At 70.7% G+C, this 25,584-nt stretch carries 27 protein-coding genes and 1 pseudogene; 15 read left to right on the top strand and 13 right to left on the bottom strand.

Annotated elements, in window-relative coordinates:
* Window positions 1-56 precede the first annotated feature (56 nt).
* On the top strand, window positions 57-1,553 hold the full coding sequence (locus OHT51_RS37730; protein ID WP_328883384.1) for an LVIVD repeat-containing protein: 1,497 nt from the start codon (window positions 57-59) through the stop codon (window positions 1,551-1,553).
* On the opposite strand, the gene OHT51_RS37735 is transcribed toward OHT51_RS37730, so the two are convergent.
* From OHT51_RS37735 to OHT51_RS37760, 6 genes are all read right to left on the bottom strand, one after another.
* The gene (locus OHT51_RS37735; RefSeq protein WP_328883385.1) at window positions 1,541-2,227 is read right to left on the bottom strand and encodes a TetR/AcrR family transcriptional regulator; all 687 of its coding nucleotides are present in this window, start codon (window positions 2,225-2,227) and stop codon (window positions 1,541-1,543) included. The genes OHT51_RS37730 and OHT51_RS37735 overlap by 13 nt on opposite strands.
* Window positions 2,228-2,376: 149 nt before the next feature.
* A complete protein-coding gene (locus OHT51_RS37740; RefSeq protein WP_328883386.1) occupies window positions 2,377-3,108 on the bottom strand; it encodes an HAD family hydrolase in 732 nt (243 codons plus the stop codon).
* A gap of 10 nt (window positions 3,109-3,118) precedes the next feature.
* Window positions 3,119-3,550, bottom strand: a complete 432-nt coding sequence (locus tag OHT51_RS37745) for a hypothetical protein (protein WP_328883387.1) — start codon at window positions 3,548-3,550, stop codon at window positions 3,119-3,121.
* Window positions 3,551-3,636: 86 nt separating this feature from the next.
* Window positions 3,637-4,308, bottom strand: a complete 672-nt coding sequence (locus tag OHT51_RS37750; RefSeq protein WP_328883388.1) for a phosphatase PAP2 family protein — start codon at window positions 4,306-4,308, stop codon at window positions 3,637-3,639.
* Between the two features lie 151 nt (window positions 4,309-4,459).
* Window positions 4,460-5,395 carry a M56 family metallopeptidase gene (locus OHT51_RS37755; protein WP_328883389.1) on the bottom strand — a complete coding sequence of 312 codons (936 nt, stop codon included), beginning with the start codon at window positions 5,393-5,395 and terminating at the stop codon, window positions 4,460-4,462.
* Between the two features lie 117 nt (window positions 5,396-5,512).
* The gene (locus tag OHT51_RS37760) at window positions 5,513-6,082 is read right to left on the bottom strand and encodes a DUF5134 domain-containing protein (protein ID WP_328883390.1); all 570 of its coding nucleotides are present in this window, start codon (window positions 6,080-6,082) and stop codon (window positions 5,513-5,515) included.
* Between the two features lie 186 nt (window positions 6,083-6,268).
* On the opposite strand from OHT51_RS37760, the gene OHT51_RS37765 reads away from it, so the two are divergent.
* Both OHT51_RS37765 and OHT51_RS37770 read left to right on the top strand, forming a co-directional pair.
* Window positions 6,269-7,765 (top strand): FUSC family protein, encoded by a 1,497-nt coding sequence (locus OHT51_RS37765; protein ID WP_328883391.1) that lies wholly within the window; start codon window positions 6,269-6,271, stop codon window positions 7,763-7,765.
* Window positions 7,762-8,298, top strand: coding sequence for a MarR family winged helix-turn-helix transcriptional regulator (locus tag OHT51_RS37770; RefSeq protein ID WP_328883392.1), 537 nt, complete (start codon window positions 7,762-7,764; stop codon window positions 8,296-8,298). The genes OHT51_RS37765 and OHT51_RS37770 overlap by 4 nt, the downstream gene beginning before the upstream one ends.
* 36 nt (window positions 8,299-8,334) lie before the next feature.
* Here OHT51_RS37770 and OHT51_RS37775 read toward each other — a convergent pair whose 3' ends face one another.
* Entirely contained in the window at window positions 8,335-9,099 is a 765-nt protein-coding gene (locus tag OHT51_RS37775; protein WP_328883393.1) for a VOC family protein, read from the bottom strand.
* Window positions 9,100-9,267: 168 nt separating this feature from the next.
* Here OHT51_RS37775 and OHT51_RS37780 point away from each other — a divergent pair.
* Window positions 9,268-10,178 (top strand): annotated as a pseudogene (locus OHT51_RS37780) (GNAT family N-acetyltransferase).
* Here the strand turns inward: OHT51_RS37780 and OHT51_RS37785 are convergent.
* Window positions 10,175-10,567, bottom strand: coding sequence for a VOC family protein (locus OHT51_RS37785; RefSeq protein ID WP_328883394.1), 393 nt, complete (start codon window positions 10,565-10,567; stop codon window positions 10,175-10,177). The pseudogene OHT51_RS37780 and the gene OHT51_RS37785 overlap by 4 nt on opposite strands.
* Window positions 10,568-10,638: 71 nt before the next feature.
* Between OHT51_RS37785 and OHT51_RS37790 the strand changes: the two genes are divergently transcribed.
* On the top strand, window positions 10,639-11,187 hold the full coding sequence (locus tag OHT51_RS37790) for a GNAT family N-acetyltransferase (protein ID WP_328883395.1): 549 nt from the start codon (window positions 10,639-10,641) through the stop codon (window positions 11,185-11,187).
* A gap of 18 nt (window positions 11,188-11,205) precedes the next feature.
* Here the strand turns inward: OHT51_RS37790 and OHT51_RS37795 are convergent, their stop codons facing one another.
* A complete protein-coding gene (locus OHT51_RS37795) occupies window positions 11,206-11,889 on the bottom strand; it encodes a glycerophosphodiester phosphodiesterase (protein ID WP_328883396.1) in 684 nt (227 codons plus the stop codon).
* Between the two features lie 397 nt (window positions 11,890-12,286).
* Between OHT51_RS37795 and OHT51_RS37800 the strand changes: the two genes are divergently transcribed.
* The 3 genes from OHT51_RS37800 to OHT51_RS37810 are packed head-to-tail and all read left to right on the top strand — an operon-like array spanning window position 12,287 to window position 15,545.
* A complete protein-coding gene (locus OHT51_RS37800) occupies window positions 12,287-13,684 on the top strand; it encodes a DUF6421 family protein (protein ID WP_328883397.1) in 1,398 nt (465 codons plus the stop codon).
* A 44-nt stretch (window positions 13,685-13,728) separates the two neighbouring features.
* A complete protein-coding gene (locus OHT51_RS37805) occupies window positions 13,729-14,478 on the top strand; it encodes an SDR family NAD(P)-dependent oxidoreductase (RefSeq protein WP_328884567.1) in 750 nt (249 codons plus the stop codon).
* On the top strand, window positions 14,475-15,545 hold the full coding sequence (locus tag OHT51_RS37810) for a threonine aldolase family protein (RefSeq protein ID WP_328883398.1): 1,071 nt from the start codon (window positions 14,475-14,477) through the stop codon (window positions 15,543-15,545). Before OHT51_RS37805 ends, OHT51_RS37810 begins: the two co-directional genes overlap by 4 nt.
* A gap of 23 nt (window positions 15,546-15,568) precedes the next feature.
* Here the strand turns inward: OHT51_RS37810 and OHT51_RS37815 are convergent, their stop codons facing one another.
* The gene (locus OHT51_RS37815) at window positions 15,569-16,936 is read right to left on the bottom strand and encodes a hypothetical protein (RefSeq protein ID WP_328883399.1); all 1,368 of its coding nucleotides are present in this window, start codon (window positions 16,934-16,936) and stop codon (window positions 15,569-15,571) included.
* Window positions 16,937-17,130: 194 nt separating this feature from the next.
* Between OHT51_RS37815 and OHT51_RS37820 the strand changes: the two genes are divergently transcribed.
* Together OHT51_RS37820 and OHT51_RS37825 are read left to right on the top strand one after the other, a co-directional pair.
* Window positions 17,131-17,703: a transglutaminase domain-containing protein gene (locus tag OHT51_RS37820; RefSeq protein WP_328883400.1), complete on the top strand. Its 573-nt coding sequence runs from the start codon at window positions 17,131-17,133 to the stop codon at window positions 17,701-17,703.
* A gap of 20 nt (window positions 17,704-17,723) precedes the next feature.
* Window positions 17,724-18,419: a B3/B4 domain-containing protein gene (locus OHT51_RS37825; RefSeq protein WP_328883401.1), complete on the top strand. Its 696-nt coding sequence runs from the start codon at window positions 17,724-17,726 to the stop codon at window positions 18,417-18,419.
* Between the two features lie 12 nt (window positions 18,420-18,431).
* Here the strand turns inward: OHT51_RS37825 and OHT51_RS37830 are convergent, their stop codons facing one another.
* Both OHT51_RS37830 and OHT51_RS37835 read right to left on the bottom strand, forming a co-directional pair.
* Window positions 18,432-19,160, bottom strand: a complete 729-nt coding sequence (locus OHT51_RS37830) for a lysophospholipid acyltransferase family protein (RefSeq protein WP_328883402.1) — start codon at window positions 19,158-19,160, stop codon at window positions 18,432-18,434.
* Between the two features lie 188 nt (window positions 19,161-19,348).
* The gene (locus OHT51_RS37835) at window positions 19,349-19,765 is read right to left on the bottom strand and encodes a DUF4395 domain-containing protein (protein ID WP_328883403.1); all 417 of its coding nucleotides are present in this window, start codon (window positions 19,763-19,765) and stop codon (window positions 19,349-19,351) included.
* 76 nt (window positions 19,766-19,841) lie between these two features.
* Between OHT51_RS37835 and OHT51_RS37840 the strand changes: the two genes are divergently transcribed.
* The 4 genes from OHT51_RS37840 to OHT51_RS37855 all read left to right on the top strand — a co-directional run bounded on the left by OHT51_RS37840 (window position 19,842) and on the right by OHT51_RS37855 (window position 23,041).
* Window positions 19,842-20,255 carry a TlpA family protein disulfide reductase gene (locus tag OHT51_RS37840; RefSeq protein WP_328883404.1) on the top strand — a complete coding sequence of 138 codons (414 nt, stop codon included), beginning with the start codon at window positions 19,842-19,844 and terminating at the stop codon, window positions 20,253-20,255.
* A gap of 209 nt (window positions 20,256-20,464) precedes the next feature.
* Complete coding sequence (locus OHT51_RS37845) at window positions 20,465-20,974, top strand: flavin reductase family protein (RefSeq protein WP_328883405.1); 510 nt, start codon at window positions 20,465-20,467, stop codon at window positions 20,972-20,974.
* 242 nt (window positions 20,975-21,216) lie between these two features.
* Window positions 21,217-22,005 carry an electron transfer flavoprotein subunit beta/FixA family protein gene (locus tag OHT51_RS37850; protein WP_328883406.1) on the top strand — a complete coding sequence of 263 codons (789 nt, stop codon included), beginning with the start codon at window positions 21,217-21,219 and terminating at the stop codon, window positions 22,003-22,005.
* A gap of 73 nt (window positions 22,006-22,078) precedes the next feature.
* Window positions 22,079-23,041: an electron transfer flavoprotein subunit alpha/FixB family protein gene (locus OHT51_RS37855; RefSeq protein ID WP_328883407.1), complete on the top strand. Its 963-nt coding sequence runs from the start codon at window positions 22,079-22,081 to the stop codon at window positions 23,039-23,041.
* 76 nt (window positions 23,042-23,117) lie between these two features.
* Here OHT51_RS37855 and OHT51_RS37860 read toward each other — a convergent pair whose 3' ends face one another.
* Window positions 23,118-24,029 (bottom strand): endonuclease/exonuclease/phosphatase family protein, encoded by a 912-nt coding sequence (locus tag OHT51_RS37860; protein WP_328883408.1) that lies wholly within the window; start codon window positions 24,027-24,029, stop codon window positions 23,118-23,120.
* Between the two features lie 204 nt (window positions 24,030-24,233).
* On the opposite strand from OHT51_RS37860, the gene OHT51_RS37865 reads away from it, so the two are divergent.
* Window positions 24,234-25,529, top strand: coding sequence for a DUF6986 family protein (locus OHT51_RS37865; RefSeq protein WP_328883409.1), 1,296 nt, complete (start codon window positions 24,234-24,236; stop codon window positions 25,527-25,529).
* The last annotated feature ends 55 nt before the right edge of the window (window positions 25,530-25,584 follow it).

Below are 25,584 nucleotides of genomic sequence, written 5' to 3' on the forward strand. Positions count from 1 at the left end.
CGATACTCGGGCGTGCGTGAACCGTTCCAGTGTGAACGGCACAAGGGAGGAAAACAGTGATCCTGTTCAGCAATCCCCGAACGCGACGCAGACGCCTGGCGGGTGCCGCTGCCGCCGCCGGGCTCCTGGCCGCGCTGCTCACCGCGCAGCCGGCTGTCGCGACCCCCGACCCGGGGGACGGCCCCGTCGCGGAGAAGGAGGTCTCCGAGAGCACCCAGGCCGAGGTCCGCGAGGCCCTCGCGGACGGCGAGATACCCGGCCAGAACGAGATCGTCCACTCCGACAACATCCAGCACCTGGCCCACGTCCCCAAGGACGCACTGCAGGGCACCAACTCGGACATCGCCTTCCAGGGCAGGTACGCCTTCGCCGGCAACTACGACGGCTTCAACGTCTTCGACATCAGCAACCCGAGGGCGCCCAGGACCATCGCCCAGGTCCTGTGCCCCGGCTCGCAGAACGACGTCTCCGTCTCCGGTGACCTGCTGTTCCTGTCCACCGACTCCTCGCGCAGCGACAGCAGTTGCAACAGCACCACCCAGCCCGCGACCGAGAAGTCCTCGTGGGAGGGCATGAAGGTCTTCGACATCAGCGACAAGAAGAACCCCAAGTACGTCGCCGCCGTCGAGACCGCCTGCGGCTCCCACACCCACACACTGGTGCCCGAGCGCAGGAACGTCTACGTCTACGTCTCCTCGTACTCGCCCGACGCCGGCTACCCCGACTGCCAGCCCCCGCACGACGGCATCTCCATCATCAAGGTGCCGCGCCACGCACCCGAGAAGGCGGCGGTCGTGGACTTCCCGGTGCTCTTCCCCGGTGAGGGCCCGGACGGTGGCGGCAACCCGGGTCCGCCCGGTGGCGTCCGCAAGACCACCGGCTGCCACGACATCACGGTGCTGCCCTCGAAGGACCTGGCCGCCGGCGCCTGCATGGGCGACGGCATCCTGCTGTCCATCAAGGACCCGGAGCGCCCGAAGGTCATCGACCAGGTCAGGGACGACGTGAACTTCGCGTTCTGGCACTCGGCGACCTTCAACCAGAAGGCGAACAAGGTCGTCTTCACCGACGAGTTGGGCGGCGGCGGCGCGGCCACCTGCAACGCGGAGATCGGCCCGGACCGCGGCGCCGACGGCATCTACGACATCGTCGGCAAGGGAGACAAGCGCAAGCTCGTCTTCCGCAGCTACTTCAAGATCCCCCGCCACCAGGCGGACACCGAGAACTGCGTCGCCCACAACGGCTCGCTGATCCCGGTCAAGGGGCGCGACATCATGGTCCAGGCCTGGTACCAGGGCGGCGTCTCCGTCTGGGAGTTCACCGACTCGGACCACCCGAAGGAGATCGCCTACTTCGACCGCGGCCCGCTGACCACGGACACCATCAAGTCGGGCGGCTCGTGGTCGGCTTACTACTACAACGGCTACATCTACTCCAACGAGTACGCCCGGGGCTTCGACGTCCTGAAGATCGACGACCGGCGCACGGCCCCGGCCCGCTGGGTGCACATGCGCGAACTCAACGTCCAGACTCAGCCGGACTACTTCGACTGACCCTCAGGGCAGCCGGGTGCGGACCCGGTCGCGAAGAACCGCGACAGATCCGTGTCGCACGTCCCGCCGGGCACGGCCCCCGAGTCCGGCGGGACTCCCAGCCCCCGGTCCAGCCCGTAACGCTTGAACAACTCGGCCCGCAGCACCGGCACGGGCATCGGCACCCCGGGCACCAACGCCGCGTAGACGGCGCCCATGAGCAGCGCGCGCAGCATCGGGTAGTCGGAGTCCGCGTCCGGTGAGCCGTACCGTACGCAGGTGTCCCGCAGCAGTTCGGCCAGCCGCCGCTGCTCCGGGCACTGCACGAAACCCTCGGCCTGCAGGATTCCCGCCATGTGCTGGCGCATCAGCACGGGCCGGTCCCGGGCCAGGCCCAGGATCGCGTCGACGGCCCTGGCCATCCGCTCCCGCCCGTCCTCGGTGTGCGGCTCACGCTCCAGGGCCTCCTCCAGCGTGCGGTGCATCAGCCGGTGCACGGCGGACTGCACCAGTTGGCGTTTGCCGGGGAAGTAGTACGACACCAGGCCACGCGCCGAGCCCGCCCGGTCCGCGATGTCACCCAGTGTGGTGGCGTCGTAACCGCGCTCGCTGACCAGCTCCACCGCCGCCTGCAGAAGCCGCTCCCGGGAACGCCGCCGCAACTCTTCATTGACCGAGGCGCTGCGCGGGGACATGCTGGACTCCTGCGTTGACTGGCTGCCAACCAACTATACTCAACGCGTCCGGTCCGGCCCGTACAGGGCCTGGTCGGGGTTGCCGTCTGCCTCGGGCGACGCGGGGGATCGTCCGAGGCCGGCGTGCGTCTCGGGATGGTGGCCGGAGGCTACTTGTTCCGCTGCGGGTCGTTGCCGTTCGCCCGCGGGGCCGCCCCCACGAGATCCAGCACCGGCCGCAGCGCGTCCGGGCGTCGGTCGGCCGGCAGATGGTCCACGAAGTGCACCGCGCAGCCCAGCGCCGCCGCGCCGCCGTCGGCCCGCCGGTTGTCGCCGACCATGACGACGTCGCGCGGATCGGCGTCCAGCGCCGCGCAGGCCGCCTCGAACAGGCGGGGGTCGGGCTTCTGGACGCCGTGCTCGTACGACAGCACGTACGTGTCGACGTACGGTTCGAGACCGTGCTCCCGGAACACCGGCCGCAGATCCCAGCCGATGTTGCTCACCACCCCGACGCCGACGCCGTGCTCACGCAGCGCCCGCAGCACATCGGCGGCATCCGGGTACGGGCTCCACGCGGCCGGTGCCATGTGGCGGTCGTAGAGCAGGTCGTGCAACCGGTCGTCGGGGAGCGGGACATGACGAGAGAGCGCGGTGTAGGCCGCCCGGTGCAGCTCCGCGCTCTTGTCCCGCACCCCCCAGACACTCGCGACGTCCTCGGGCAGCCAGGACGGATCGACCCCGCCCGGCAGGGCGCCCATGGCCTCCAACGCCTGCGCGGCCTCGGTCAACTCCTCCTCGGCGAGCTCCACCTGGGCCTCGGTGAGCGCTCCGCGCAGCCAGGACTCGGTGGACTCGACACGGAAGAGGGTTCCGGAGAAATCGAACAGAACTGCGGTCATGGAGCGGATCCTATGGGGCCAGGTTCCACTGCTCGGGAAGATTGCCGCCACAGAACACACAGACGAAGTCGTCCTCGCGCACGATGGCGCGTTCATCGCACTCCTCGCAGCGCCGGAACACCACCGCGTGCGTGAACCCGTCGGGATGCCCGACGCCGGCCCGGTCCAGCGCCCGGGCGACCGCCGTCCAGGAGTCGAGGTCGGGGCAGTAGCCGGTGGACTGGTTGCTGACCTCCACGGCGGTCCCGCAGCCCGCGCCGGGCTCGAAGAGCATCTCACCGGCGGCCAGGACGTCCCGGCCCCCGGCGCACGCCACGTGCTCGCTCCGGCGGGCGGCGAGCCGCAGCCGGCCGTCCGTGCCGACGACGTACGTGAAGGGTTCGGCCCGCTCGGCCGGTGAGCACTCCGCCAGCCAGGCACCCAGGTCGGCGGCCGACCGCACGACCCGGCCCTCGGCATCCGGCCGGACGGTGGCCTACAACTCGGCCGGCCCCACATAGCCGTAGGAGCGTTCCGGCTCCGGTGCCCTCACACCTGCCATCGCTTGTGCACCCGCACCGCCAGCACCACGACCAGCGCACCCAGCAGCCAGCCGCCGACGACGTCCGTGGCCCAGTGGACGCCCAGCCAGATCCGGGTCAGCCCGACGCCGGCCACGGAGATCGCGGCCACGGCGGCGGCCGTACGCCACAGGGCGCGGTCGGCACCGTAGCGGTGCACGAGCCACAGCAGGAGACCGCAGACCACCGTGGCCGTCATGGCGTGGCCGGAGGGATAGGCGGCGTAGTGGGCCGAGTCGACGGGGTCGGGCCAGACGGGGCGCGGGCGGTCGACCAGGGCCTTGAGGGCCTGCTGGACCAGCGTGGCGACCGCACAGGTGACCACCAGCCATACGGCCGTCCAGCGTGCGGCTCTGCGCCACACCAGCCAGATGGCGACCGCGAACGTCAGCAGGCGCATCGTCCACGGATCCCAGACCCAGTCCGTCAGGATGCGGAACGCGTGGGTGACGCCGCTCTCGTCGACCGCCCAGCGGTGCGTCGTCCGCGCGACGTCGCTGTCGATGCTCATCAGCGGGTGCCACCGCAGCGCGACCAGGGCGAGCAGCAGCGTGGAGCCCACGGCCAGGGCGCCGGCCCAGCCGGCGGTCCTGCGCTCGGCCGGCGGGCGGGGCGGGGATTCGACGGACTGGGTGTGCATGGTGCGATCCTCGCCGACGGATGGGGCGAGAGGCCAATGCAGGGGATGCATTTGCGACGCCCGCCACAGGAGTACCGGGCCGTCCCGGTCCGTACCGGGCGGCCCCGGGGCCTACCCCCGGACGCATCCGGGTACCCGTCAGCCGCCCCGGCTATCCCAGCGCGCGCAATCCCGGCACGAACGCCACCAGTACCGGTACCACCGGCACCAGCGCGGCAGCCGCTGTCAGCCGGAGCCGTCGGCCGGCCGTGAGCCGGTCCGGGGGAGTCAGCAGCCGGTGCACCCGCTGCGGCACCTGCGCCCGATCGGTCGGGGTGGGGCCGAACACGCCCCGGTCCTCGTTGAGTTCGACCAGTGCGAGGGCCGTCGTCAGCCGGCCGAAGCGCCGGGATGCCATGTCGTCGGCGGCGAGTTCGACCAGCCGGTGCATCTCGTCGCGGAACGCGGCGAACACCGGCACCTGCGGAAACCCGCCCGCCAGCGCACCCGAGCAGTGCAGCAGCCAGTCGTGCCGGGCCTGCGCGTGCCCCTGCTCATGGGCGAGGACGGCTTCCAGTTGCCGCCCCTTCAGGCGGCGCAGCGCGGCGGTGGTGACGACGAGCCGGGGCGCTGCACCGGGCAGCCACCAGGCGTCCGAACGCTCGCCCTCCAGGATCATCAGGCGGTCGTTCCCGGTCGCCTCGCCGGGCAACAGCGGGGCGCGCACGAGGAGTTCGGTGCGTCGCCGTCGACGCCGGGCACGCGCGCGTGCGACCTCGCGCACCAGCATCGCCACGGTCCACAGCCCACCGCACGCGAGCGTCACCGCGGTCGTCGCCGCCCATGGACCGCCCACCCCGAGCGCGTACGCCTCCACCACGGCACTCGGCGCCGGGGCGAACACATGGCCGCGCACCGCCTGCCACGCGGCCGCCGCACTGAGCGTCATCGACAGGGCACAGCACAGGAGAACGGCCGCAACCACGCACTGCCACACCCACAGCGCGACCACCGGTTCACGGTCCGGCCAGTCCGCCCGGGCGAGCATCCGAGGGGCGAGAACGGCGGTCAGGGCGCCGAGCAGCAACAGTGCCGCGGGGACCATCATGGGCAGCACCCTATGAGCGCCGCACCACTCAGGGGTACGGACCACAGCGGCAAGTGACACAGACCACGGACGCGCCACTGCCCGAGATACGGCCGCACTTCAGAGAATCAGTCGCTTTCAGAGAGCCAGCAGCATGGCGACCATGGCGATCCCCATCGACAGTCGGCACGCGCGCGCCAGCTCCGGCCGGTCGCCCCATCCGACCCCTCCACCCCCACCCGCGCCCCCGCCCCCGCCACCGGCGACGACGGTCACGGGCACCAACCGGACGCCGGACAGCAGCACGTAGCCCGTGAAGTACAGCAGCAGAACGCCCGTCAGGAGCGGGATGCCGAAATCGCCGTGCCCGCCGTGCCGGCCGGGTGAGGCGGCCATCGCGACCGCCATGTAGACCATGGCCGACGCCCCCATCAGGTGGTGCAGATGGTGGGCGTTCGCCCGTGCCGACCACAGGGCCTGCAGGGCCGCAGCGCCGAACACGGCCGCGTAGAGGGGCCAGGCCCACGACGGCGGCGTGAACACCGCGGCAGGCACCGCCATCGCGGCCATCCCGAAGCCCATCAACGCCTCGCCGCCCGCGGCCCGACGCTGCTCCTCGACATGGCTGCGCATCCGCAGCAGACAGTAGGCCCCGGTCGCCGCGCACAGCGCGACCAGCAGCCAGCCGTGCGAAGCCGGTCCGTGCACGCGCACCTCCCGCTCGACGGGTCGGACAGTCCGTCGATGCCCCGGACGTCCGGCGCGCATGCGAGCGCAAGGGTGTACGCGGGGAGCATTGGGCGGAGCACGGACGGTCGTCGCAGGTCGTCGCGTATGACACGTCCCACATCGCCTATGTCCTTTACCAGTAAAACACTTGCTAAGGTGATGGACATGAAACTGGTGATGGACATGAGCAGCCGCCATCCGCTCGTCGGCGTGCTGCGTCTCGGCCGGCCGTCGGACATCTGGTTCAAGCCCGCCCTGAGCGTGGTCGTCGCCGTCGCCCCGCCCAACATCGCCCTGCTGCTCCTCGGCCGGCTGGACCTGGCGATGTACACGATGGCCGGATCCCTGTGCGCTCTCTATGCCCACAACCGCCCCTACGCCGCCCGGGCCCGCGTCCTGGCATGGGTCGCGCTCGGCATGCTCGGCGGCCTGGCCACGGCGCTGGTCGCTGCCTCGCTCACCACCAGTGCCGTCGTGCTGGTCACCGTGGGGGCGGTGCTGGCCGCCGTGCAGAAGGTGCTGTGCGACGCGACCCGTGTCGGTCCGCCGGGCAACGTGGTGCTCACGTTCATCAGCTCCGCCGCCCTGTTCGCCCCGCAGTCCCTCGACCGGATTCCCGGCCATCTCGGTCTTGCCGCCGCGGCCGCCGCCTGGGCCTGGCTCGTCGGCATGGCACCCGGCCTGCTGCGACCGCACGGCCCGGAGCGCCGGGCCACTGCGGCGGCCCTGCACGCGGCTGCCACGTATGTCGAGACGGGCGGCACCGGAGGGACAGGCACGACGAGCAGCCCGAGCAGCCCGGACGACCACCGCACCCGTGCCCACGCCACCGCTGCCGCCGCCGTGCACGCCGCCCGTCAGGCGCTGCACTCCGGGGGCCGCCCTGGCCGCGCCGGTGGCACGCGCCGCGCCCTCGAACGCCTCGTCGTCCGCGCCGAGATCGCCCTCGCCGCCCCTGCCGACGCCGACCCTGTGCCGCTGCGCACCTGGGCCCGGCAGGTGCGCGGCAACCGGCCCGTGCCGGAGCTCGACGACCTCACCGGCATCGGGGGCGAACTCGCCTCGCCCACCGCGCCGTTGTGGCGCCGCCTCGCCCCCCTGACCCCGCTCGCCGTACGCACCGCCCTCGGCTGCGCCCTCGCCGGATACGCCTCGCTCGCCCTGGGGATCGGCCGCCCCTACTGGGCCCTGGTCACCGCGGCGTGCCTGTACCAGGCCAACCTCACCCTCACCTGGGGCCGCGGCGTCCAGCGCGTCCTCGGCAACCTGCTGGGCGTCCTTCTCTTCGCCGCGCTCGTCCCGCTCGCCCACACCGGCGAGGTCGCCCTCGTCCTGTGCTGCCTCGCCCTCAACTTCGGCGCCGAGGCGCTGATCAGCCGCAACTACTGGCTCGGCAGCGTCTGCGTGACCCCGATGGCACTGCTCATCACCGAGTTCGCCGGGTTCCAGGAACCCGGGCGACTGATCACCGAGCGGGTCGTGGACACCTTGGTCGGCGCACTGGTCGGCCTCGTCGCCGCGGTGGCCGTACCGGACCGGCGGTGGCAGCGGGTCGTGCGCGCCGAGCGGAGCGGACCCCGTACGCTCGCGGCCACGGGGCGTAGCCAGGGACCGCGCCCGGACCAGCGCACAGGCGACACGACGGAGGGCGTACGGCCATGACGGCGATGAACGGCGGGCCGACCGGGACGAGACGGGACACGGTGGCCGCCGTGGTCCGGCAATGGCAGAGCGTCCACCCCGACCTCGACACCGCCCCGATGGAGATCATCGGCCGCATCAACCGCTGTGCCGCCCTCCTCCAGCAGGCAGAGGACGCCCCCCTGCGCCGGGCGGGCCTCAGCCGCCCCGAGTTCGACCTGCTCGGCGCGCTGCGCCGCACCGGCCACGAACTGACCCCCAGCGAACTCGCCCGGGAGACCTTCTCCTCGGGCGCCGCCGTCACCAAGCGCCTCAAGCAGCTGACCGAGCGCGGACTGGTGGAGCGCCGCGGCGACACCCGCGACCGTCGTGTCGCCCATGTCCGCCTCACCGACACGGGCCGCGACCTGGTCGACGGCATCCTGCCCGAACAACTCGCGTACGAGACGGCCGTGCTGTCCGGCGTGGACCCGCAGGGTCAGGACGAACTGGCGGCTCTGCTCAGTGAGTTGCTGGGCCGGCTGGAGGGGCAGCTGGGGGCGCTGCGCGGCTGACCCGAGCGCGGGCGGTGTCAACGCTCGCCGGTCGCGTCACTTCTCGTCGGCCGCGCGGTACACGCCGAACACCGCTCCCTGGGGGTCCCGCAGTACGGCGATCCGCGGGCCGTCGGGGACGGAGGTGGGCTCCATGAGAACGGTGCCGCCCGCCTCGGTCGCGTCCGCCGCCTTGCCGTCCACGTCCACCACGGCGAAGTACGGCAGCCAGTGCGCGGGCACCTCGTGCGGGAACTTGTCGTCCATCGTCAGCATGCCGCCGAAGTCGTCGCCGTCGATGCCCCACTGCGTGTAGTGCTCCGAGGCGTTGACGCTCCAGCCGAACACCGTCGTGTAGAACTCCACGGCCCGCTCGGGCGCCCGGGTCAGCAGTTCCACCCAGCCCAGCGCGCCGGGGGCGCTGAGCAGCCCCGCGCCGGGGAACGACCGGGCCTGCCAGAGCTGGAAGACCGCACCCGTCGGGTCCACGGCCACGGCGAAGCGGCCCACGTCGAACACGTCCATCGGGCCGACCAGCACCGTGCCGCCGGCCTCCGTCACCTGCGCGGCTGCGGCGTCCGCGTCCAACACCGCGAACGACACGTTCCACGCCACCGGCTGCCCCTCCTGGTACAGCGGCGTCAGCGCGGCAACCGCCGCGTCCCCGAGGTGCGCGACGGTGTAGCCGCCGGCCTCCTGACGCGGATCGGTCTCGGCGCGCCAGCCGAACAACGCCTCGTAGAACTCCTTGGCCGCGGCCACGTCGCTGGTCCCGAGCTCGGTCCAGCAGGGCCCACCGGTCACCGGCTTGTCGAGCTTCACGGCGTGCTCCTCCCGCAGAGAACCCCCTCCAGCACGCTAAGCCTCTCCCAGGGCCCCGGCCATCCGGCGGAATTCCACTGGAGCCCGGCGCCGCCACCGTCGTACCCTCGACCGCGTACCGCATCGCGTGGCGGCCTCCCGACACCGTTCTCCGACCGGAGGTCCCGCATGCCCGCGCTCGAGGTGCGCCCCTTTCGCCGTGCCGACCGCGACCAGCTCACCGAACTGATCAACATGCATGTCGCCGCGGTCGTCCCCGGCGTCTCCGTCTCCGTGAACACGGTGCTCAGTGCGCTGGAGCGACAGCCGGACGAGTTCATCACCGACCCCTGGGTCGGTGAGCGCGTGACCCTGGTCGCCGAGCAGCGCGGGCACGTCGTGGCCGCCGCCCATCTGCTGCGCTACCGGGCGGACGACGAGGTGGGCCGCAGCTACCGGGACATCGGCGAGATCGACTGGTTCGTGTGCCGCCCGCCGGCCTCGTTCTGGCCGGACTCCGACGAGGCCGCCGACCTGCTGATGAACGCCTGCCTGGCCCAGCTGGCCCGCTGGAACGTACGCGCCCGGTACGCGAGCGGCGAGCTCCCCGCCCCGGCCGTCTACGGTCTGCCCCGCCCCTGGCCGCACATCCGCGCCCTCTACGAGCGCGCGGGATTCCGGCACGGCGGCGACACCGAGGTGATCCTGATCGCGCAGGTGGCCGACCTGCCGGAGCACGAGCCGCGGCCGGGCGAGACCGTCGACCGCACCCTGGGGGAGTGCGGCACGCGCTTCACGGCGTACGCCGACGGGCACGCTCTCGGATTCATCGAGGTCGACACGTCCCTGTCCCGCGCCGAACGCCATGCGCGCGGTACGGGCCTCGCCGGCATCGGCAACCTGCACACCGACCCGAGACGTACGGCGAGGGCCTGGAACACCGGCTGCTCGGTGCGGCAGCCGACTGGCTGCGGCTGTGTGGAGTGGACCGGCTCGTCGCCTACGAAGGCGCCACCGAGGACACGGCGATCGACCGCCTGACCTCGGCCGGCTTCCGGGAGCTGACCCGCACCGACCGGGGCTGGGAACACCGGACCTAGATTCCGGGCCGGTACCGCAGCGGATGATCCGCGGGTACCTCCACCAGCACGATCCGCGTCCCGTCCGGATCGGCGATCCACATCTCGATGAGCCCCCACGGCTCCTTGACCGGCGGCCGGACGATCTCGACACCCTTGCCCCGCAGCTCGTCGTGCGCCGCCGCCAGGTCCTCGACCTGCAGCCACAGCCGGACGGCCGGGGACGGCGGGGTCTCGGAACGGCCGGAGACCTCCAGGAAGCCGCCGCCGAGGAAGTAGACGGTGCCGCGCTCCGGCCCCGTTCCGAACTCGCGGTGGATGGCCAGGCCCAGCTGCTCGCCGTAGAAGACACGGGAGCGCTCGGGGTCGGTGGGGTGAAGCAGGGTCCGTCCGCTCAGTACGTGCACCATGCAGCGGGATCCTAGCGGCGCGTTACCCTCAGCGGTGCCCGAGTCGTGCCCGAGAAGTGGAGAAGCACCCCATGGACCCCACCGCGACCGCCGCCGACGGACTCACCTTCCGTGACGCCACCGACGCCGACGTGGACACGCTGGTGGCGCTGATCGAGTCCGCCTACCGCGGGGACGCCAGCCGGGCCGGATGGACGACCGAGGCGGACATCCTCGGCGGCCAGCGAACCGACCCGGAGGGCGTGCTGGCGGTCATCAAGTCGTCGGAAGGCCGGCTGCTCACCGTCGAGCGGGACGGGCGGCTCGTGGCCTGCTGCCAGCTGGAACACCGCGACGACCACGCCTACTTCGGGATGTTCGCGGTGAGCCCCGCACTCCAGGGCACCGGCCTCGGCAAGGTGATCATCGCGGAGGCCGAGCGGCAGGCCCGCGCGACCTGGGGTGTCACCGAGATGCACATGACCGTGATCTCCGTACGGAACGACCTGATCGCCTGGTACGAGCGGCGCGGCTACCGCCGTACGGGACGGATGACCCCGTTCCCGTACGGCGACGAGCGCTTCGGCATCCCGCAGCGCGCCGACCTGCAGTTCGAGCTGCTGGTCAAGGAGCTGGCGTGACGTTCATGCGGTGGACGTTCAGGCCGTGAAGCGGCCGGTGCGCTTGATCTCCGGGTAGTCGGTGGTCGCGCCGTCCAGTTCCAGGGCGCGTACGAGGCGCAGATGGTCCTGGGTGTTCACCACCCAGCCGATGATCCTGAGGTCCGCCTTGCGGGCGTGTTCCACGACCTCCAGGGTGAGCCGGCGGATGTTGAGGCAGACCGTCGCCGCGCCGGCCTCGACGGCACGGTCCACGATGTCGGTGCCGTAGCGGCTGGCGATCAGCGCGGTCCGTACGCCGGGTACGAGGCGGGCGATCTCGGCGACGGCGTCGTCGTGGAACGAGGACACCTCGACCCGGGCGACCAGGTCGCGCTTGGTCATCACCTCGGCGAGCGCCCGAGCCGCCGCGACGTCCTTGATCTCGGCCTGCAGCGGCGACTTCACGGCGTCGAGGACCTCTTCGAAGACCGGGACGCGCTCGCCGCGGCCCGCGTCCAGGGCGCGCAGCTCGGCGAGGGTCTTGTCGGCGATCGCGCCGGTGCCGTCGGTCGTGCGGTCCACGTCGGTGTCGTGCATGACGACGAGGGCGCCGTCCTTGCTCAGGTGGAGATCGAGTTCGATGACGTCGAGGCCGGCCTGCTGGGCGGCGACGAACGAACGGAGGGTGTTCTCGGGTTCGACACCCATGACTCCGCGATGACCGATGGTAAGGAAGTTCAAGGTTCAACTCGCTTCCGTCGACGGCGGCTCGGCGTGCGCGCAAACCGGAGCGGACTGTTCGCGCGGCAGATCCGCAGCCTAGTGGCCACGGCGCGTGATGAACCCCACGTGTACGCAGGGTTTGCGGCAGTGGACATGTCGCACCTGGATCGCAGCCCTCCGCATGGTCACTCTGCCGTGGGCGAGTCCCGCGGGGATTGACCTGCCGCCGTGGACCACCTGTTCGTCCCTGCGCATGCCCGCGCACGGACGGGGTATGCGCCGTCTGGATGACCAACAGCAAAAGTTGCGGTGACCATGGGGGCGCGCAGGATAATTTCCCGGCTCTTCACTTGCTCGGAGGAACCTCGTGTGTATACGGTCTCCATACGCGAGGTTCTCCCGTGGAGGATAGGACATGACGGAAATTCTTGTGCAGACGGCTACGGAGGAGCAGATTCCTCCTGCGACCAGGGTGGTGGAGCACCCGGCGTGGCCCGTGCTCAAGGATGCCGTGGAGCAGATCCGGCCATGGCAGTCCAAGGACGGGTCGATCGACTTCGAGGCCGAGGGCGCGCCCGAGCGCACCAACGCCGAGGCCGCTGTACGGCGTGTCGTGGACGCGGTCCTGGAGCTCTCCCCGCTGCTGCCGCACGACGCCGCCTACCACGAGGCCCTCGTGAAGGACCTGCGCCGCTGGGCGGAGGCCGGCTTCCAGGTGCCCGACTTTCTCGACTCGCTGCTGGCCTTCCAGCCGGCCGCGAGTCGCGCGGACGGCCTCCAGCACCTCGTCGTCTTCGCGATGTACACGCAGAACGGCAACCCCGACCGCAACCTCGAAGCGGTCGTGCTGCGCATGGTCTGGCCGGACTGGCTGGCCCAGCTGGAGCGCACCCGCTACGACAACGCGCTGTTCTGCGGCATCAAGTTCGAGGACTTCACCGCGGGCTACGACACCAACTCCGCCGTGCTCTTCCCCGAGACGATCGCCGTGCGCGAGGCCCCGGAGCGCTTTACCTGGGGCGGCATCTTCTGCGACCGCGAGGCGGCCCGCTTCCGCCGCGTCACCGACGCCGCCGTCGACATCCTGGGCCTCGACCTGCCCGAGGACATCGCCGCGATGGTCCACGACCAGAAGCGCTGCGAGGAGGCCTTCGTCCTGTGGGACATGGTCCATGACCGGACCCACAGCCACGGTGACCTGCCGTTCGACCCGTTCATGATCAAGCAGCGCCAGCCGTTCTGGATGTACGGCCTGGAAGAGCTGCGCTGTGACCTCACCGCCTTCAAGGAGGCCGTGAAGCTGCAGGCAGACGGCGTCCCGCAGGCCCGTGACGTGCAGTACGCCGTGCTGTTCGACCGTATGTTCCGCTTCCCGGTCACCGGCGAGCGGGTGCGCAACTACGACGGCCTCGGCGGCCAGCTGCTCTTCGCCTACCTGCACAAGCACGACGTCGTCCGCTGGACCGACAACAAGCTGTTCATCGACTGGGACCGTGCCCCGCAGGTCACCAACCAGCTGTGCGCCGAGATCGAGACGCTGTACCGCGACGGCATCGACCGCCCGAAGCTCGTCCACTGGTTCGCGGGCTACGAGCTCGTCTCCGCGTACCTTTCCCCGCACCCGGGCTCCAAGTGGGCCAAGGGTCCTGACGCCCTCGATCTGAGCCTGCCGCCGCGCAAGCTCGTCGATGACGTGCTTCCGGACGAGTTTCCGCTGAGCATGTTCTATGAGGCCCTGTCCAAGAAACTCAAGAACGTGATCGCCTCCACCAAGGGCATCACGGCGGACAGCGCCGAGCGGATCGCCGCGTGAGCGACCGCAGCACCGAGAACACAGCTCAGCAGGAGGCGAAGAAGATGGCGGGGAACGGAGCTCTCAGCGGTGCAGTGATCGCGGTGGCCGGCGCGGGCGGACCCGCCGGACAGGCGGCGCTGCTGCGACTGGCCGAGGCGGGCGCGACCGTCATCGGCTCGGACAACGACCCGGAGCGGCTCGCCGAGGCCGTGGACGCGGCGAGCTACGCGCACGGCGGCGCCACCGTCGTCGGGGACACGGTCGACCTGCTCGACCGTGAGGCCACCCGCGCATGGGCGGACCGTATCGAGAAGGACTTCGGCCGTGTCGACGGCCTGGTCCATCTCGTCGGCGGCTGGCGCGGCAGCGAGACCTTCATCAAGACGAGTCTCGACGACTGGGACTTCCTGGAACTGCTGCTGATCCGCACCGTGCAGCACACCTCGCTGGCGTTCTTCGAGGGACTCCAGCGAAGTGAGCTCGGACGGTATGTGCTGATCAGCGCCGCCGGCGCCTCGAAGCCGAGCGCGGGCAACGCCTCGTACGCCGCCGCCAAGGCCGCCGCCGAGGCCTGGACGCTCGCGCTGGCCGACGCCTTCCGCAAGGCCGGGGGCCCCGAGGGGCCGACGTCCGCGGCTGCCATCCTGGTGGTGAAGGCGCTGGTGCACGACGCGATGCGCGCCGACCGCCCCAACGCGAAGTTCGCGGGCTTCACGGACGTCAAGGACCTGGCCGATGCCGTCGTCGGCGTCTGGGACAAGCCCGCCGCAGAAGTGAACGGAAACCGCCTGTGGCTGACCGAGAAGCCGTGAACCCTCCGAAGACCGACGCCCGTCGCCACCACGACCCGGACGTCCGCGGCTTCGCCAGTGACAACTACGCCGGTGCCCACCCCGAGGTGCTCGCCGCGCTGGCCCTGGCCAACGGCGGGCACCAGGTTGCGTACGGCGAGGACGACTACACCGAGAACCTCCAGCGGATCGTCCGCAGCCACTTCGGCGCCACCGCCGAGGCGTTCCCGGTGTTCAACGGCACCGGCGCCAACGTCGTCGCGCTCCAGGCGGTCACCGACCGCTGGGGTGCGGTGATCTGCGCCGAGAGTGCGCACATCCACGTCGACGAGGGCGGGGCGCCGGAGCGGATGGGCGGCCTCAAGCTGCTCACCGTGCCCACGCCCGACGGCAAGCTCACCCCCGAGCTGATCGATCAGCAGGCGTACGGCTGGGAGGACGAGCACCGGGCGATGCCCCAGGTCGTCTCGATCACCCAGAGCACCGAACTGGGCACTCTCTACACGCCGGACGAGATCCGCGCGATCTGCGAGCACGCCCACGCGCACGGCATGAAGGTGCACCTGGACGGCTCCCGGATAGCCAACGCGGCCGCCACTCTGAACGTGCCCATGCGGACGTTCACCAACGCCGTCGGCGTCGACATCCTCTCCCTCGGCGGCACCAAGAACGGCGCCCTGTTCGGCGAGGCGGTCGTCGTCCTCAACCAGGACGCCGTCAGCCACATGAAGCACCTGCGCAAGCTGTCCATGCAGCTCGCCTCCAAGATGCGCTTCGTGTCGGTGCAGCTGGAGGCGCTGCTCGCCAAGGACCTCTGGCTGCGCAACGCCCGGCACGCCAACGAGATGGCCCAGCGCCTCGCAGAGGGCGTCCGTGCCGTGCACGGCGTCGAGATCCTCTACCCCGTGCAGGCCAACGGCGTCTTCGCCAAGCTCCCGCACGACGTGAGCGAGCGCCTCCAGAAGAGGTTCCGGTTCTACTTCTGGGACGAGGCGGCGGGCGTCGTGCGCTGGATGTGCGCGTTCGACACCACCGAGGACGACGTGGACGCGTTCGTGGCGGCGCTGAAGGAGGAGATGGCCCGCTAGGCCCCCTCCTCCCTCGGCACCGATCAGCCGTTGACGACGATCGCGGCGCTGTTGTTGCGCAGGTTCGGGTCGAACTTCCTGATGGGCAGCTCCAGATCGTCGTTGAGGGTTTCGACGGTGGTGCGTGCCCCACGCACCACCTGGTCGATCCGGAGCTGCACCTCAAAGGTGTGGGACGCCTTGTCGTGCAGGTGGATCGGCGTCCGGCAGAGGTAGGCCGTCACGGAAGACCCCTCCTCGGGCGGCTCCTGGGTGGAGCAGTCCTCCGGCAGGCCCACCACCGTCGTCCCCTCCGGCGCCTGGAACCGCACGGTGGCGACGGCCGCGCCCACGCCCAGCGACGCCACCCATGCCGGGCCGCGGTTGTGAACGGTGACACGCGCGGTCACGGTGTCCCCGACGGCCCCGCGCACCTTGCTGCCGGTGAGCTTCAGGTCGGCGGTGTTCCTGGCGTCGAGGATGACGGTCCGGTAGTTGTCCAACAGATCCAGGTCCTCTTCGCCGACGGCAGCCCGCTGCGCCGCCACGGGGCGCAGGTTCAGCTCGTGGCCCGTGCCAGGGGTCCACGTCTCGCCGCCCCGGGCCTCTTCGAGCGCCTCGTCCGAATACGGCAGTACGGAGTGGTCGAACCGCTCGTACAGCGCGTTCCGCCCGACATGGAGGGCGGTCGTCAGGGCGTACCGCTCGCCCGGAGCCACCGCCTCGTCCAGCACGCACAGCGCGAATGTGCCGATGGGGTGGTCCCGGTACTCACAGTTGGAGTGCCGTTCCTTGAACCGAAGGCCGTACGACGAGTAGATCGACAGCAGTGTGCGGTCCACGGTGCGGTTGCCGTTGTTGGCGACAGTCGCCCGTACCTGGGTGTTCGTGCCGGGCGTGAGGTCCCGCTGCTGCGCGGCCTCGCTGAGCCCGAGGTCCGGGCCGTTGCCCAGGGCGATCCGGGTCTCCGCCGGAACCGCCGTCAGCTCCCCGGCGGCGGCCGAGTAGCGCACGTACCCGGACGCGCTGACGTCGGCGCCCGGCAGTGCGCGCAGTCCGAGCCGGGCCGCCGGCACGCCGTCGGTCCCCACCGGCATCTCGGGGAAGTCGCAGACCGCCTTGAGGGCCGACTCGGGCACGCAGTTCGCGGGCCACGACACTCGCGCGAACGAGGCGATCTCGCCGGCGTCCACGGTCAGTTGGCCGGCCGGCACCCCGTTCTCGGTGTTGTCGTGGGTGACCCCGACATCGAGGACACGCTCAGACGCCGCGCCGTCCGCGTCGGCCCCCGGCAACACGGTGTCGGACGGCACGCTGATCCACAGCTGATCGGACGCGGCGTGCACGGGCCCGGCCCCGACCGCGGCCAGGGCACAGCCGGCGAGCGCGGCTCCGAGCAGTCGATGCTTCATGAACTCCCCCTTGTTGATGACCGGTCGGTGACGAGACCGGCGGCCCGGGGGAGGGGTTGTACCCGCCGGCCTGGTTGCGGCGATGTTCGGCCGTTCTCAGGGACGGAAGCGGCTTGCCCCGCTCGATGTATAGCTATGCAATGGACGGAAAGTTGATTGACGATGATCGCGGCCTCCCCTTACGCTCTGCTCTCATGCAGATGTTCCAGCAAACCGGCGACCTCTCCGCCTACTTGGCCGCTGACGAGGTGATCGACCATCATCATGCAGTCGTTCGTGAGACGGCTGCGAGGCTTGCCCGCGGTGCGGCGGACTCGTATGAATATGCGCGGTCGGCGTTCGAGTTCGTACGCGATGTCATCCCGCACTCGCAGGACTCCGGCGATCCCCGGGTCACCTGGCGCGCCTCCGACGTCCTGGTGCAGGGCACCGGCATCTGCTACGCCAAGGCTCATGCGCTGGCCGCGTTGTTGCGGGCCGAGGACATCCCGACGGCGCTGTGCTACCAGAAATTCGACGTGGTGCACGGCTTGGTCGCCGTGCGGTTCAACGGTGACTGGCATCGGCAGGATCCGCGGGGCAACAAGCCCGGCGTGGACGCCCAGTTCTCGCTGGACGGCGAACGGCTGGCCTTCGCACCAGATCCGGCGTCCAATGAGATGGACTACCCGGTCCTGTATGCTGCACCGCACCCGGTCGTGCTCGATGCCCTCAAGGCCGCCCCTGACCGGCCGTATCTGTGGCAGCACCTGCCCACCGCACTGTGAACCCCGAGACAAGGCGGACCATGACACTCACCCTGACCGTCTCCGACGAGGTGCGCACCCTGGCACCCGGCTTCACCCACGTGGCGGTCGAGGCGCACGGCCTGGTCAACGGACCCAGTACCGAGGCGAGTTCCGAGCTCCTCGACGACGCGGCCCGCCGGCTCGCCGTACGCCTGGACGGGCGGGCTCCGCACGAGGACCCGCACATGGCGGCCTGGCGCGAGGTCTACACGGCGTTCGGATCGAAGCCGTCCCGGACCCGCAACTCGGCGGAGGCGCTGGCCAAAAGGGCACTGTCGGAGGCGGGACTGCCCCGGATCAACCTGTTGGTGGACGTCTACAACGCCATCAGCGTCGCCCACCTCGTCCCTGTCGGCGGCGAGGACATCGACCGCATCGAGGGCGGCATGCGCCTGGTGCGCGCCACCGGCGAAGAGGACTTCGTGACCGTCGCGGGCGGCGAGGAGGCCGTCGAGCACCCCGACGCGGGCGAGGTCGTGTGGCGCGACGACGCGGGCGTGACCTGCCGTCGCTGGAACTGGCGCCAGGGCCCCCGGACCAGGCTCACCGAGGACTCCGTCTCCGGGATCTTCCTCCTGGAGACCCTGTCACCGATGCCGGTCGCCGACGCCGAGCGGGCAGCCGCGGAACTCGCGGAACTGCTTGCCAAGTTCAGCCCGGGAGCGCACATCACGGTGCGTCCCCCGACCTGCTGAACGGGTCCGGCGTCAGCGCGCTTCGGCCTCGCGCACCTGCTCCGGCGTAGGCGCCGTGCCGCCGAGGTGGGCCGGCATCCACCAGGTGTCGTCCGAGTCCTTCGGGCGTACGGGGTAGGCGCGCTGGGCGGCCTCCAGCAGCTCCTGGACGCGCTCGCGCAGCTGGCGGGTGATCGCGCCCGCGTACTTGTCCTTGGACGCCTCGATCGCTTCGCCGACCCGGATGGTGATCGGGGTGTGGCTGCGCTTGAAGTTGCGCGGGTGGCCCTTGGTCCACAGGCGCTGTGTGCCCCACACGGCCATCGGGATCAGCGGCACGCCGGCCTCCTGGGCCATCCGCGCGGCACCCGACTTGAAGCTCTTCAGCGTGAACGACTGCGAGATGGTGGCCTCCGGGAAGACCCCGACGATCTCGCCGGACCGCAGCGACTGCAGCGCGTGGGCGTACGCCGCCTCACCCTGCTTGCGGTCCACCGGGATGTGCTTCATCCCGCGCATCAGCGGACCGGAGATCTTGTGCCGGAACACCGACTCCTTCGCCATGAAGCGCACGAGGCGCTTCTGCGGGAGTGCCGCCAGGCCGTCGAAGACGAAGTCCAGGTAGCTGATGTGGTTGCTCACCAGCACGGCGCCGCCCGAGCGCGGAATGTTCTCCGATCCCTTGCAGTCGATTTTGAGGTCCCACGCCTTGAACAACGCTTGGGCGAGACCGACGACGGGACGGTAGACAAGCTCTGCCATGGACGGGGTGGACCCTTCCTTCTCTGCCTGGGAAGGAGTGCTCCCAGTGGAAAAGTTACGCAGCCGTAGGTTTACGGCTTGTCGCAGATCGTGCCCCAAGAACGGCCGAGGGCCAAGCCCAAGTGCCTGGGAATGGCGAGATCCTCGTCACGTCGACCCGTGATCCACCTCGGGCTTTTGTGCCGTCTTTACTCGGCGCGCACCGTCACTCGCCGCAGCAACAGGAACGCCTCGCAGCCCAGGCAGTAGCCGAAGACGGCGTTCAGGAAAGCGGCCGCGAGCGCGGCTCCGGTGGCGGCGAGCCCCAGCCATTCGGGCCCGAGCGTGTACCCGACCAGCCCGAGGCCCGCGAAGAGCAGCCCGACCGCCTGGGCGAACCGCGGCGGCTCCGGGGGCTCGAACTCGGTCGGCGGTCCGAGCCGCGGCCGTACAGCTGTGCGGAACAGCCATCCGTAAGGCGAACGGCCCACCCCGCCCGCCGCGCCGAGCGCGAACGCCAGGGTCTGCCAGGCCAGCAGCCAGGCGCTCCCGGTGACCAGGACGGCAGCCAGCACCACGGTCGTCACGGCCGCCCCGAAGCGCGGCCCCCTCACATCGATGTCCATGAATCAAGCATTCCGCAACGGACCCGCTCCCAGGGGGTGGGAATCTTTGCAGTCTCGTGAACGCTTGAGGAGGGTGATGACCGGACTGGTGGTGTGCGTGGTGGTGCTCGCGGCGGCGAGTGTCTACGGAGTGCTGCAGCGGCGGCGGAGCGGGAGAGTAAGGGTGCGCGGGCGCGATGACGGAAAGCGGCTCGGGGCGGCCGAGTTGGGCGCGGCGCTGGGCGAGCGCGCCACTCTCGTGCAGTTCTCCAGCGCCTTCTGCGCCCCCTGCCGGGCCACCCGGCGCGTGCTCGGCGAGGTCGCCGGCATGGTCCCGGGCGTGACGCACGTCGAGATCGACGCCGAGGACCACCTGGACCTGGTACGCCGGTTCGACATCCTCAAGACGCCGACGGTGCTGGTCCTCGACGCCGACGGAAACGTCGTACGGCGGGCCACCGGGCAGCCGCGCAAGGCGGACGTGATCGCGGCGCTGGGCGAAGCGGTCTGAGGGGTCGTGAGGCCGAGGGTGAGTCATCTCCCACATCCCGGAACCCACTTGACTGTGCGTACCACCTATCGTCAGCCTGACCTTATGCCTGAGGAACTCCTTCTCTTCGTACGGGCTCACGTCGATCTGGCCCGCACCGCGAGCGCGCGCTGTCCGGGCTGTTGAGCACCCACGGATCGCCACGCCTCTCCTCGCAGAAGGACAACTCCATGACGGCCACGTCCGGCCTCAGTACCCCTCGGCTCGCCTCTCCCGACCTGCTCCGCTCCGTCTTCCGGCGGCATGCGGCAGGTGTGGCAGTGATCACCGCCCGCGGTGAGACGGGCCCGGTCGGCTTCACCGCCACCTCCGTCGCGTCCGTCTCCGCGGATCCCCCGATGCTCTCCTTCGGCATCGGCACCGGTGCGTCCAGCTGGCCGGCGATAGCCGCGACGGAGTACGTCGGCGTCCACGTACTCGGCGAGCACCAGCAGGAGCTCGCCGCCACCTTCGCCCGCAGCGGCGCCGACCGCTTCGGTCCGCCCACGGCCTGGGGCGAGGGCCCCGAAGGCGTCCCCGTCCTCGACGACGTCCTCGCCTGGACGGTCTGCCGGGTCGTGGGACGCGTGCCGGCCGGCGATCACCGCATCGTGCTGGCCGAGGTCGTCCTCGGCGACTCCACGGGTCCCGGGCGTCCGCTTCTCTACCACCAGGGCCGGTTCAACGGCCTGCGTGACTGACCTCACCGCACCGATGTGACGGAACCGGCTGCCCACGGTTCTGCGAAGCCGTCGGTTTCCGATTACGCTGCGTTGCAAAGGTCACAGTTCAAAGCGCTTGCTTAGCGGGAATGAACTGGGTGTACTGACGAGTAATATTTCGCTCGGAGCGCGAGTCGCCCCGAACGGGAACGGCCGCTTGGGGCGCCTATGCTGCCTGCAAGTAGGCAGCAGAGAAATGTCGACGCAGTAGGAGAGCCGGCGTGAGCTTGAGGATCGTTGTCACCGTGAAGTACGTGCCCGACGCCACTGGCGACCGGCACTTCGCCGATGACCTGACCGTCGACCGGGACGACGTGGACGGTCTGCTCTCCGAGCTCGACGAGTACGCGGTCGAGCAGGCGCTGCAGATCTCCGAGAACTCCGACGACGACGTGGAGATCACCGTTCTGACGGTGGGCCCGGAGGACGCCAAGGACGCGCTGCGCAAGGCGCTGTCCATGGGCGCCGACAAGGCGATCCATGTCGAGGACGACGACCTGCACGGCACCGACGCCCTGGGCACCTCGCTGGTGCTGGCCAAGGCGATCGAGAAGGCCGGCTACGACCTGGTGATCTCCGGCATGGCCTCCACCGACGGCACCATGGGTGTCGTTCCGGCCCTGCTGGCCGAGCGCCTGGGCGTCCCGCAGGTCACCCTGCTGTCCGAGGTCTCCGTCGAGGACGGCACGGTCAAGGGCCGCCGGGACGGCGACGCCGCCTCGGAGCAGCTGGAGGCCTCCCTGCCGGCCGTCGTGTCGGTCACCGACCAGTCGGGCGAGGCGCGCTACCCCTCCTTCAAGGGAATCATGGCCGCCAAGAAGAAGCCGGTGGAGTCCTGGGACCTGTCCGACCTCGACATCGAGGCCGAGGAGGTCGGCCTGGAGGGTGCGTACACCGTCGTGGACGGCGCGGCCGAGCGTCCGGCCCGCACCGCCGGCACGATCGTCAAGGACGAGGGCGAGGGCGGCAAGCAGCTCGCCGAGTTCCTCGCGAGCCAGAAGTTCATCTAAGGGCCCGTCGGCCCGCTGAGGCTCAACACCCCTTCCGCCCCTCAGACTTCGCAATCCGCAGGAGAGCAATCCCATGGCTGAAGTTCTCGTCTACGTCGACCACGTGGACGGTGCCGTCCGCAAGCCCACCGTGGAGCTGCTGACCCTGGCCCGCCGCGTCGGCGAGCCCGTCGCGGTCGCGCTGGGCAACGGCGCCGCCGACACCGCCGCCACGCTCGCCGAGCACGGCGCGGTCAAGGTCCTCACCCACGAGGCCGCCGAGTACGCCGACTACCTGGTCGTCCCGAAGGTCGACGCCCTCCAGGCCGCCGTCGAGGCCGTCTCCCCGGCCGCCGTCCTGGTGCCGTCCTCCGCGGAGGGCAAGGAGATCGCCGCCCGTCTGGCGCTGCGCATCGGCTCCGGCATCATCACCGACGCCGTCGACATCGGGGCCGGCGACGAGGGCCCGGTGGCCACCCAGTCGGTGTTCGCCGCGTCCTTCACCACCAAGTCCCGTGTCTCCAAGGGCACCCCGGTCATCACGGTCAAGCCGAACTCGGCCGCCGTGGAGGCCGCCCCGGCCGCCGGCGCGGTCGAGGCGCTGTCGGTGTCCTTCTCCGCCCAGGCGACCGGCACCAAGGTCACCGGCCGCACGCCGCGTGAGTCGACCGGTCGTCCGGAGCTGACCGAGGCCGCGATCGTGGTCTCCGGTGGCCGTGGCGTCAACGGCGCGGAGAACTTCGCGATCATCGAGGCCCTCGCCGACTCGCTCGGCGCGGCCGTCGGCGCCTCGCGTGCCGCCGTGGACGCCGGCTGGTACCCGCACACCAACCAGGTCGGCCAGACCGGCAAGTCGGTCTCGCCGCAGCTGTACATCGCCTCCGGCATCTCCGGCGCGATCCAGCACCGCGCCGGTATGCAGACCTCGAAGACGATCGTGGCGATCAACAAGGACGCCGAGGCCCCGATCTTCGACCTGGTCGACTACGGCGTCGTCGGCGACCTCTTCGACGTCGTCCCGACCCTCACCGAGGAGATCAAGACCCGCAAGGGCTGATCCCGCACGGGCACACCGAGGCCCCCGTGACCGTCCGGCGGTCACGGGGGCCTCGGCTCGTTCAGCCCGAGGTCGTTCAGGCCAGGGTCAGGGACGCCTGCACGGGCAGATGATCGCTGGGGAACTGGCCGTCGCCGGAGAAGGTGTTGATCGTCGCCCGGTGCGCCATGACGCCGGGCGTGGTCAGGACCCAGTCGATCCGGTCACCGTTCGGCGTCAGCGGCTTGTAGCCGTGGAAGGTCGCGTACAGCGCGCTGCGCTCGCTCGCGGTGTCCCAGGTGTCGACGAGACCGGCACCGAGCAGCGTGTCGTACACCGTGTTCCTGTGGGCGGCGACATTGAAGTCCCCGGTCACCACGACCGGCCGGGCGCGGTCGAAGCCGGCGATCCGCTCGGCGATGAGTGCGGCGCTGCGCTCGCGCGCGTACTGGCTCACGTGGTCGAAGTGGGTGTTGAGGACGTAGAACTCCCGTGCGCCGTCGGCCAGATCCCGGAAGCGGACCCAGGTGACCATGCGGGCGAAGGCCGCGCCCCAGGTGTTGGAGCCGATCACGTCGGGGGTGTCGGAGAGCCAGAAGTGGTCGTACTCGGTCGGGCGCAGCCGGTGGGAGTCGTAGAAGACCGCCATGGATTCGTCGCGGCTGCCGTGCAGTCGGCCGGTGCCGACCCAGTCGTAGCGCGGGCCGAGGTCGGAGTCGATGTCGAGCAGCTGGGAGAAGATGCCCTCCTGAGTGCCGAGGACGTGCGGGGCCTCGCGGCGCAGCAGCTCGCGCATCACCGGTCTGCGCACCGTCCAGCTGTTGGGCTCGGTGGTGCTCGCGAAGCGCAGGTTGAACGACATGACCTGGAGGTTCCGGCGGGCCGCCGGGCGCTCGCCCGCCGAGGCGGACGTCGTGGGCAGTGCTGTACTGGACAGGGGTGCGGTGACCGCCGCGGCCAATGCGGCCTTCAGACCCAGACGGCGCGTGACTCGGCTGTGGTTCGGCACTGAGGCTCCTTCTGTGGGAACTGCCGGACGAGTCGTGCGAGGCGTGCGTATGGAAGTGTGATACCGCGCCCTGAGATGAGCGTGAACATGGCGGGATGGGTGAGTGACTCCCCGTGGACATGGTGTTGACCAGCCGGAAGGTCGCCGGATAACTTCATTCTACGGATTGTTGATTCCGTATCGCGGAAGTCAGGAGGATGTGGGATGGGCCAGGGCCAGCAGGAGAAGGTGGCGACAAGCCTCGCGGGTGCCGTCAGCGAGGAGATCAGCGCCTCCCTCGCGCCGGTCGACGCCGAGCTGGAGCGCCGCTACCCCGGAGACCCCGGCACCCGCCAGCCCGTCCACACCGTCTACGTCCCCGGTGATGTCTTCGCCGCCGACACCATCCGCTCCTGGGGCGACCAGGCCCTCGCGCTCCTCGACGAACACGCCCCGGACGCCGCGTCCTTCGCCGCCGTGCTCGGACTGCCCGACGAACTCGCCGAGCCCGTGCACACGCGCGTGCGCGCCAAGCTGGAACGCGAGCCCATCGAGGACCTGCGCGTCGACTTCGAGGACGGCTACCACGGCCGCGACGAGGACGAGGACGCCGCCCGCGCCGCACGGCTGATCGCCGAGGCGTACGAGAACGGCACGGCGGCCCCGTACATGGGCATCCGTATGAAGTGCATGGAGGCGCCCGTACGCGACCGGGGCATCCGCACCCTCGACATCTTCCTCACCGGCCTGATGGAGGCCGGCGGCCTGCCCGACGGGCTGGTCCTCACGCTGCCCAAGGTGACGTACCCCGAGCAGGTCACCGCCATGGTGCGGCTCCTGGAGGAGTTCGAGAAGGCGCGCGGGCTCGAGCCCGGCCGGATCGGCTTCGAGATCCAGATCGAGACCAGCCAGTCCATCCTCGCCACCGACGGCACCGCCGCCGTCGCCCGGATGATCCAGGCCGCCGAGGGCCGCGCCACGGGCCTGCACTACGGCACCTTCGACTACAGCGCCTGCCTCGGTGTCTCCGCCGCCTACCAGGCCAGCGACCACCCGGCCGCCGACCACGCCAAGGCGATCATGCAGGTCGCCGCGGCGGGCACCGGCGTACGCGTCTGCGACGGCTCGACGAACGTCCTGCCGGTCGGCCCGACCGCGAAGGTCCACGACGCCTGGCGACTGCACTACGGCCTCACCCGCCGCGCCCTGGCCCGCGCCTACTACCAGGGCTGGGACATGCACCCCGGCCACATCCCGACCCGCTACGCGGCCGTCTTCGCCTTCTACCGCGAGGGCTTCGAGCAGGCGGCGGCCCGCCTCGCCCGGTACGCCAACCGGACCGGCGGCGACGTCATGGACGAGCCCGCCACCGCCAAGGCGCTCAGCGGCTACCTGCTGCGCGGCCTGGACTGCGGTGCCCTCGACATCGGCGAGGTCGCCCGGCTGACCGGCCTGACCCGCGCCGACCTGGAGGCCTTCTCGGTGCCCAGGAGGGGCGATTTGACGGCTTCCGCGAAGTAGCGGCCCTGTCACATTCGCAACCACCGGCTGTCGTTGTCACAGCTGCCCCGTAGTC

It is taken from the genome of Streptomyces sp. NBC_00299 (assembly GCF_036173045.1).
Taxonomy (GTDB): Bacteria; Actinomycetota; Actinomycetes; order Streptomycetales; family Streptomycetaceae; genus Streptomyces; species Streptomyces machairae.